We start from the raw sequence: 8,067 nt of genomic DNA on the forward strand, positions 1-8,067 counted from the left end.
GGGGCGGATCAGCTCGCGGACGGCTCCGGGCTCGCCGAGCCGGCGGCCTCGCCGGTGCCCAGCCACTTGCCCTCGAGCTCCTCGAGGGTGCCGTTCTCCTCCATGGTGGCCAGCGACTCGTTGACCTGCTCGAGCAGGGCGGTGTTGCCGGTCTTCACGGCCAGGCCCAGCTGCTCGCCGGTCTCGATCTCCTCGACCAGGCGCAGCTCCGGGTTGTCGGTGATGGCCGGGCCCATCACGGAGATGTTGCCGATCACGGCCTCGACGTCGCCGGTGTTGAGCCCCTGGATCATCAGGGCGGAGTCCTCGTACTGCACGACCTCGGCGTTGTTCTCCTGGGCCTGGGTCTCGCCCGTGGTGGCCTGCTGCACGCCCACGCGCTTGCCCTCGACGTCGGCCAGGGAGTCGATGTCGGCGTCCGGGGCCACCAGCAGGGCGAGGTTGTCGTCGAGGTAGGGCTCGGAGAAGTCCATGACCGACTCGCGCTCCTCGGTGATGGTCATCCCGGAGGCGGCGAGGTCGCACTGGTCCGAGTCCAGGGCCACACCCGACTGGATGCCCTCGAAGGCGGTGCGGATGAACTCCGTCTCCACCCCCATGTCCTCGGCGATGTTGTTGACCAGGTCGATGTCGAAGCCGACGGTCTCCCCGTTCTCGGTGTACTCGAAGGGGCGGTAGGGGATGTCCGAGCACACCGTCAGCGTGCCCTCGTTGATCAGGCTGATCTCCCCGCCGGTCGCCTCGCCGCCGGCCTGCTCGCCCCCGCCGGTGTCCGAGCACGCGCTCAGCGCCAGCGCGGAGACGGCCAGCACGGACAGGGTCGCTGCCCCGTGGAACCTGCTCTTCATGGATCTTTCCTTCCCTCGGGAGGTGCTGGCTCGTCCGCCCCCGGCGCGGCGTCGTGCCGGAGAGGGAGCCACTGCTGAATGTGCCTCAGTGTAGGGCGTCCGGGGTTGCCGGTGTGTTGCGCACCACTGGTCGGTAGCACATCAGCTGTCCCCACTGCTGTCCACGCGGACCGGTGGCCGGGTCCGCACCGGAGCCCGGTCTTCGGCACAATGGGCTCATGACTCGGACGGACGACATCCTCGCCGCGGGGGCACACCGATGACGGCCGCGCCGGCGAGCGTGCGCGTGGACGCGTGGCTGTGGGCGGTGCGCGTGTTCAAGACCCGGTCCGCCGCCACGGCCGCGTGCCGGGCGGGCCACGTCAAGATCGACGGCACCTCGGTCAAGGCGGCCCAGCCCGTGCGGCCCGGCCAGCGGGTGACCGTGCGGCGTCCCGGCCACGAGCAGGTCCTGGAGGTGGTGCAGCTGCTGACCAAGCGCGTCGGCGCTCCCGTGGCCGCGGCCGCCTACGTGGACCACAGCCCGCCCCCGCCCCCCGCCCTGCACGCGGCCGTGCCGCGCCGGGACCGGGGCGCCGGACGTCCCACCAAGAAGGACCGCCGCGAGATGGATCGCCTCCGGGGGCTGTGAGCGCCTCCGGGGGGACGGCCGGCCGCACCGGCGGGCGCGGGGGCGTCGGTACCCTGGTCCGGTGACCACCACCGCACGCCGCGCGGGCTCAACCGGCAGATCCTGGCCCTCGCGGTGCCCGCCTTCGGCGCGCTCGTGGCCGAGCCGCTGTTCCTGCTGGCGGACTCGGCGATCGTCGGGCACCTGGGCACCCCGCAGCTGGCCGGGGTGGGCGTGGCCGCCGCCCTGGTCCAGACGGTCGTGGGGCTGATGGTCTTCCTGGCCTACAGCACCACGCCCGCGGTGGCCCGGCACCTCGGCGCCGGCCGGCTCCCCGAGGCCGTGGCGGTGGGCCGGGACGGGCTCTGGGTGGCCGCCGGGCTCGGCGTCCTGCTCTCCGCGGCGGGCTGGGTGCTCGGGCGGCCCCTGCTGGAGCGGATGGGTGCCCGCGGCGAGGTCCTGGAGCACGCGGTCGCATACCTGCACTGGTCCCTGCCCGGGCTGACCGGCATGCTCCTCGTGCTCGCGGCCACCGGCGTGCTCCGCGGGCTCCAGGACACGAGGACCCCGCTGCTCATCGCGGGGATCGGGGCCGCGGCCAACGCGGTGCTCAACCTCGTGCTGGTGCACGGCGCCGGCCTGGGCGTGGCCGGCGCCGCGATCGGCACGAGCGCCGTGCAGTGGGCCATGGCCCTGGCCTACCTGCGGATCGTGCACCGGCTGGCCCGCCGGCACGGGGTGGGGCCGGCGACCTCGTGGGCCCGGCTGCGCTCCCACCTGGCCGTGGGGTCCTGGTTGATGCTCCGCACGGTGTCCCTGCGGGTGGCCATCCTCGCGACCGTCCTGGTGGTCACGGCCCAGGGCGCCCAGAACCTCGCCGCCCACCAGCTCGTGATGACGGTGTTCAGCTTCCTGGCCTTCGCCCTCGACGCCCTGGCCATCGCCGCGCAGGCGCTGCTGGGCCGGGACATGGGCGCCCGGGACCTGGCGGAGCCGGCCGAGCGGCGGGCGATCCGCGACCTGATGCGCCGGCTGGTGCTCTGGGGCCTCGGCTTCGGGGTGGTGACCGGTCTGGCCGTGGCCGTGCTCGGGACGCGTCTGGGCTTCCTGCTCAGCCCGGACCCGGCCGTGCAGGCCCTGTTCGCGGCGGCCCTGCTCGTGGTCGCGGCGGGCCAGCCGCTGGCCGCCTACGTCTTCGTCCTCGACGGGGTGCTCATCGGAGCCGGGGACGCCCGCTACCTCGCCGTGGCCGGGGTGCTCAACCTCGCCGTCTACGCCCCGCTGCTGGCCCTCGTGGCCGGCTCCGGCGGCTCGGGCACCGGCGGACTCGTGTGGCTGTGGATCGCCTACGCAGGAGGCTATCTGGGAGCCCGGGCGCTGACCCTCGGGCTGCGGGCCCGCGGTGACGCCTGGCTGCTCCGGAACGCGCGGTAACAACCGGGAACCCACGGCGGGATGTGCGGTGGATCACCTAAAATTGCGCCCATGGACAACGACTCCCGCACGCAGAACCAGCCCGCTGCCGGGCACGACGTCGTGCTCGTCGGGATCGACGGGTCGGACCAGGCCCGGCACGCCCTCGACCGGGCGGTCGAGGAGGCCCGGGCGCACGACTTCTCGGTCCGCCTGGTCGGCGCCTATCCGGTCATCGGGGTGGGCGACCCCGGGCTCGAGCAGCGCTTCACCGAGGCGGTGACCAAGGAGAACGCGGAGCACCTCGCCGAGGCCCGGCGGGTCGTGGAGGACGCGGGGCTGCCCGTGGAGACCGTCGAGGCCGCCGGGGACGCGGCCAAGGCCGTCGTGGAGCAGTCCGGCAGCGCCTCGCTCGTCGTCATGGGCAAGCGCGGCCGCGGCGGGGCCCTGCGCGGCCGGCTCGGCTCGGTGTCCGCGGCGGTCGCCGCGCACGCCAAGTGCCCGGTCGTGGTCGTCCCGGAACCGGCGGAGAAGAAGCACGGCGAGCGCAGCCGCGGCGGCACCGACTACGCGCTGGAGGACCAGGGGCCGGTCAAGGCGGAGGAGATCGACTTCTCGGGGCGGGTGGTCGTCGGTCTCGACGCCCTCGGCTCGCGCAACCCGGCGCTGTGGCAGGCCGTGCAGTACGCCGAGGAGCACGGCAAGCCCCTGGCCCTGGTCTCCGTCAACGGGGCCCTGTCCGGCACGCCCTCCTGGTTCCAGGACGAGTTCAACCAGGCCCGGTACTTCCGCGAGGCCGAGCGCAAGCTCGAGGAGATCTCGCGGGAGATCGCGTCCGAGCACCCCGGCCTCACCGTGGAGCACCACATCTTCGTCGGCCGCCCAGGACGCATCCTGATGAACGCCACGCACTCCGCGGACCTGGTCGTGGTCGGCTCCCGCGGCATCGGCGGGTTCCGCGGGCTGCTGCTCGGCTCGGTCTCCCAGGCCGTGCTGGAGAACGCCGCCGGACCGGTCATGATCGTGCCGGCCCACCCCGCCTGAGCGACTCCTCCGGGGGTGCGCGCCGCGAGAACAGGAAGCAGCCACCCATGGCAGAGCAGATCGTCGTCGGCTACGACGGCTCCGAGAACAGCGACCGTGCCCTCGACTGGGCCATCCAGGAGGCGCGGTCCCTCGGGTCCGAGCTGAGGGTGGTGGTCTCCATGGGGCGGCCCGTGGCCGTGGACCCCAGCCTGTACGGGCCGTTCCTGGAGGCGATCGAGGCGGAGGCCGACCAGGTCGCCGGCACCGCCGTCGCGAGGGCCCGGGAGGCCGGCGTCCCGGCCGTCGGCGTCGCCGAGCGCGGTGACGCGGCGGGCGTGCTGGTGCAGGAGTCCGAGCACGCCGCGGCGCTGGTGCTCGGCCGCCGCGGCCGCCGCGGGGTGCGCGGACGCCTGGGCTCGGTCTCGGCGGCGGCCTCGGCGCACGCCCGGTGCCCGGTGGTCGTGCTCCCGGAGCGCTGGGACCCGCGGGCCGACCGCGGCGCCGAGGGTCCGTTCAGTGGCCGGGTGCTCGTCGGCGTGGACCGACTGGGGCGGGACAACCCGGCGGTCGTCGCGGCCGCACGGTACGCCGCGCGGCACGGCACCGGGCTCACGCTGGTCACGGTGGTACCGGAGGCCGCGAGCGTGCCCACGGGCTCCGCGGACCTGGACCGGGCGGTGCGCGAGCAGCTCACCGAGCCCGCCCAGGCCCTGGTGGACCAGGTCGCCGCGGGCGTGCGGGAGGACCACCCGGGACTGGACGTCGAGACGTACGTCTTCTCGGGCTCGCCCGCGGACCAGCTGGTGCGGGCGGGGCGGACGGCGGACCTCGTGGTGGTCGGCAGCCGCGGCTACGGCGGTTTCCGGGGCCTGCTCATGGGCTCCGTCTCCCAGGCCGTGCTCAACGAGGGCCGCAGCCCGGTGATGGTGGTCCCCACCCGCCGGAAGGGCTGAGTCCGTCCGGGCGCCGTCCGCCCGCAGGCGGAGCGTGCCCGTCCCCGCGGCGCCGAAGCTCGCCCGGCAGGCGGATCCGCTCGCGGCCGCGGTCTGCGACGCTGGGGACGAGCCCCGGACCGCCGGGGGCCGGGAAGGAGGAGCCGTGCGCCGACGGACACTGGCCGCGGTCGCTCTGGGCGGCGCCGTCCTCACCGCGTGCTCCGCCCCGGCGCCGGGAGTTCCTGCACCGCCCGTCGACTCCGACGTCCTGGACGCCGCCGGCGTCCTCACGGACGCGCAGGAGCGGGAGCTCGACGCCCTGATCCAGGAGCACAACGCGGCCACGGACGCCGCGCGGGTCGCCGTGCTCACGGTGGAGGAGACGGGCGGGCCGATCGAGGACCGCGCCCGCGAGATCGCCACCGCGTGGGAGGTGGGCGACGCCGGGGCGGACAACGGCGTGCTCGTGCTCGCGGCCACCGGGGACCGGGAGCTGCGGATCGAGTCGGCGGACGGGGTGCGGGAGCAGTTCACGGACGACGAGGCGGAGCGGGTCGTGGAGGACGTGCTCGAGCCCGCCTTCGCGGACGGGCACTATGCGGAGGGCCTGGCCGAGGCCGTGGAGCAGGTCTACGTCTACGCCCGGGGCGAGGAGCCCCCGCAGGAACCCTTCGACTGGGCGCTGTTCGGCGGGGTCGCCGGCGGATTCGGCCTGGTCGGTGTGCTCGTCGCCTGGTGGATCGCCGCGGACCTGCGCCGCCGGCGGCGGATCGCCGACGAGGAGCTGCGGGCGGCCCGGCAGCGGGACCCGGACCTGCCGCTCACCGAGGAGCAGCAGAAGGCGTACCGGACGTACCGCTACCACCACCGCAAGGACGACGCCGTGACGAACCCCGCCGTGTGGCTGCCGCTCCACCTGGCCAACCCGGGGCTGTACTCCGGCGGTTCGGGCAGCGGCACGGACGGCGGCGGCGCGGGCGGGTCCTCCTTCGGCGGGGGCGGCGGCTTCACGGGCGGCGGGGCCTCCGGCAGCTACTGACCGGGCGCCCGCCGGCGCGGCACCGTCCCGTGGGCGGCGCCGCGCCGGCTCCCGTCAGGCGGGCAGGGCCTGCCGTGCGGCGACGAGGGAGAGCAGGTGCCGGTGCACGGCGGTCTCCCCGGTCAGCTCGGGGTGGAAGGAGATGCCCACGACGCTGCCGCTCGCCACCGCGACCACCTCGCCGCGGTGCCGGGCCAGCACCGTGACGCCCTCGCCCGCGCGGGTCACCACGGGGGCGCGGATGAAGGCCGCGCGCACGGTGGCCCCGTCGTCGCCCCAGGTCAGTACGGCCTCCTCGGAGGCCGTCTGGGAGCCGAAGGCGTTGCGGGCCACGGTGACGTCCAGGACCTCGAGGGTGCGCTGGCCGGGGGCCGGGTCCTCGATGCCGGAGGAGAGCAGGATCAGCCCGGCGCACGTGCCCAGGGTCGGCAGCCCGCCGAGCACGGCCTCGCGCAACGGGTCGCGCAGCCCGAACAGGCGCAGCAGCCGGTCCATGGTGGAGGACTCCCCGCCGGGCAGCACGATCGCGTCCAGCCCGGAGAGCTGCTCGGCCGTCTTCACGAGCACGGCCTCCGCGCCGAGCTCCCGGAGCATCGCGGCGTGCTCGGCGACCCCGCCCTGCAGGGCGAGGACCCCGACCCGGGGCGCGGAGCTCACCAGCCGCGCTCCGCGAGCCGGTGCGGGGCGGGGAGGTCGCCCACGTTGATCCCGACCATCGCCTCGCCGAGCCCGCGGGAGGCCTCGGCGATCTTCTCGGGGTCGTCGTAGTAGGCGGTGGCCTTCACGATCGCCTGCGCCCGGGCGGCGGGGTTGCCGGACTTGAAGATGCCCGAGCCCACGAACACCCCGTCGGCGCCGAGCTGCATCATCATGGCGGCGTCCGCGGGCGTGGCCACACCCCCGGCGGTGAACAGCACGACCGGCAGCTTTCCGGTGCGGGCGACCTCGAGGACGATGTCGTACGGGGCGGCGAGCTCCTTGGCCTTCACGTAGAGGGCGTCGGGGGAGACCGCGTACAGGGCCTGCAGCTCCGCGATCTGGCCGCGGATGGTGCGGATGTGCTTGGTGGCCTCGGAGACGTCCCCGGTGCCGGCCTCGCCCTTGGAGCGGATCATGGCGGCGCCCTCGGCGAGCCGGCGCAGGGCCTCGCCCAGGTTGGTGGCACCGCACACGAACGGGACGGTGAAGCGCTGCTTGTCGATGTGGTTGACGTAGTCGGCGGGGGAGAGGACCTCGGACTCGTCGATGTAGTCGACCTTCAGGTGCTCCAGGACCTGGGCCTCCACGAAGTGGCCGATGCGGACCTTGGCCATCACGGGGATCGACACGGAGGCCTGGATGCCCTCGATCAGGTCCGGGTCGGACATGCGGGCCACGCCGCCCTGGGCGCGGATGTCGGCGGGCACCCGCTCGAGGGCCATGACGGCCACGGCGCCGGCGTCCTCGGCGATGCGGGCCTGCTCGGCGGTGACGACGTCCATGATGACGCCGCCCTTGAGCATGTCGGCGAGGCCGCGCTTGACCAGCGGGGAGCCGGTGAGCGGGGTGGCGTCCGCGGGGGAGGTGGTCCGGGCGGAGTTCTGGGCAGGAGTGGTCTGCAGATCGGTCATACGACCATCCTCCGCCCCTGAGTGGTCCACCAACAGGTCCACCGACGGTAGAATTCGTTGGACCACTTGCGGTCCGGCTCCGCCCGGCCCCGACCAGGACCCGAGGTGCCCGTGCGCCACTCCCACGACGTCGACCTGCCCGTGCGCGTCGACCGCGCCGACCCCGCCCCGCTGCCCGCCCAGCTCGTCCAGCAGCTGCGGGAGCTGGTGGTCTCCGGCGTGCTGCGCCCCGGGGACCCGCTGCCCTCCACGCGGGGGCTCGCCGCCCGGCTGGGCGTCTCGCGGGGATCCGTGGTGACCGCCTACGACCAGCTGCACGGCGAGGGCTATCTGCACGCGACCAACGGGGCCACCGTCGTCCATCCCGACCTCGCCCGCTCCCGCGTCGAGCGGGCGGAACCCCGCCCGGACGACCGGTCCGGGTCCCGGCCGACGGCGCCGCCGCCGCGGCGGGCCCGGGACCGGCCCATGATCGACCTCACCCCCGGGCGCCCCCGACACCGCGCGGCTGGCCACCCCCGGCTGGCGGGCCGCGTGGCGGGACGCCGCGGCCGCCGCCCGCCGGGGGCGGCCGCCGCCCCGGCCC

General features: G+C 75.1%; 9 protein-coding genes. 6 read left to right on the forward strand and 3 right to left on the reverse strand.

Features of this window, described 5'->3' with window-relative positions:
- Nucleotides 1-8: 8 nt before the first annotated feature.
- Nucleotides 9-848 carry an ABC transporter substrate-binding protein gene (locus tag BJF77_RS17435; protein WP_047805299.1) on the reverse strand — a complete coding sequence of 280 codons (840 nt, stop codon included), beginning with the start codon at nt 846-848 and terminating at the stop codon, nt 9-11.
- Nucleotides 849-1,107: 259 nt separating this feature from the next.
- Here BJF77_RS17435 and BJF77_RS17440 point away from each other — a divergent pair, with 259 nt between their 5' ends.
- The 5 genes from BJF77_RS17440 (at nt 1,108) to BJF77_RS17460 (ending at nt 5,871) form a co-directional block, all read left to right on the forward strand.
- Nucleotides 1,108-1,479, forward strand: coding sequence for an RNA-binding S4 domain-containing protein (locus BJF77_RS17440; RefSeq protein WP_062735477.1), 372 nt, complete (start codon nt 1,108-1,110; stop codon nt 1,477-1,479).
- 114 nt (nt 1,480-1,593) lie between these two features.
- Nucleotides 1,594-2,892, forward strand: coding sequence for an MATE family efflux transporter (locus tag BJF77_RS17445; protein ID WP_083665239.1), 1,299 nt, complete (start codon nt 1,594-1,596; stop codon nt 2,890-2,892).
- A gap of 51 nt (nt 2,893-2,943) precedes the next feature.
- Nucleotides 2,944-3,915, forward strand: coding sequence for a universal stress protein (locus BJF77_RS17450; protein ID WP_047805302.1), 972 nt, complete (start codon nt 2,944-2,946; stop codon nt 3,913-3,915).
- A gap of 47 nt (nt 3,916-3,962) precedes the next feature.
- Nucleotides 3,963-4,850, forward strand: a complete 888-nt coding sequence (locus tag BJF77_RS17455; RefSeq protein ID WP_075872961.1) for a universal stress protein — start codon at nt 3,963-3,965, stop codon at nt 4,848-4,850.
- Between the two features lie 145 nt (nt 4,851-4,995).
- A complete protein-coding gene (locus BJF77_RS17460) occupies nt 4,996-5,871 on the forward strand; it encodes a YgcG family protein (protein ID WP_075872962.1) in 876 nt (291 codons plus the stop codon).
- A gap of 54 nt (nt 5,872-5,925) precedes the next feature.
- Here BJF77_RS17460 and pdxT read toward each other — a convergent pair whose 3' ends face one another.
- A complete protein-coding gene (gene pdxT, locus BJF77_RS17465) occupies nt 5,926-6,528 on the reverse strand; it encodes a pyridoxal 5'-phosphate synthase glutaminase subunit PdxT (RefSeq protein ID WP_047805305.1) in 603 nt (200 codons plus the stop codon).
- Complete coding sequence (gene pdxS, locus BJF77_RS17470; RefSeq protein ID WP_047805306.1) at nt 6,525-7,481, reverse strand: pyridoxal 5'-phosphate synthase lyase subunit PdxS; 957 nt, start codon at nt 7,479-7,481, stop codon at nt 6,525-6,527. Before pdxS ends, pdxT begins: the two co-directional genes overlap by 4 nt.
- Nucleotides 7,482-7,592: 111 nt before the next feature.
- Here pdxS and BJF77_RS17475 point away from each other — a divergent pair.
- Nucleotides 7,593-8,067, forward strand: a 475-nt coding sequence (locus BJF77_RS17475; protein ID WP_222845026.1) for a GntR family transcriptional regulator, incomplete at its 3' end; no start/stop codon positions are given.

The organism is Kocuria sp. CNJ-770, assembly GCF_001942375.1.
Lineage (GTDB): Bacteria > Actinomycetota > Actinomycetes > Actinomycetales > Micrococcaceae > Kocuria > Kocuria oceani.

Bases quoted from the DNA above. Each gene is read 5' to 3' on its own strand.
- BJF77_RS17435 (WP_047805299.1), bottom strand. From the start codon at position 848: ATGAAGAGCAGGTTCCACGGGGCAGCGACCCTGTCCGTGCTGGCCGTC.
- BJF77_RS17440 (WP_062735477.1), top strand. From the start codon at position 1,108: ATGACGGCCGCGCCGGCGAGCGTGCGCGTGGACGCGTGGCTGTGGGCG.
- BJF77_RS17450 (WP_047805302.1), top strand. From the start codon at position 2,944: ATGGACAACGACTCCCGCACGCAGAACCAGCCCGCTGCCGGGCACGAC.
- BJF77_RS17455 (WP_075872961.1), top strand. From the start codon at position 3,963: ATGGCAGAGCAGATCGTCGTCGGCTACGACGGCTCCGAGAACAGCGAC.
- pdxS (WP_047805306.1), bottom strand. From the start codon at position 7,481: ATGACCGATCTGCAGACCACTCCTGCCCAGAACTCCGCCCGGACCACC.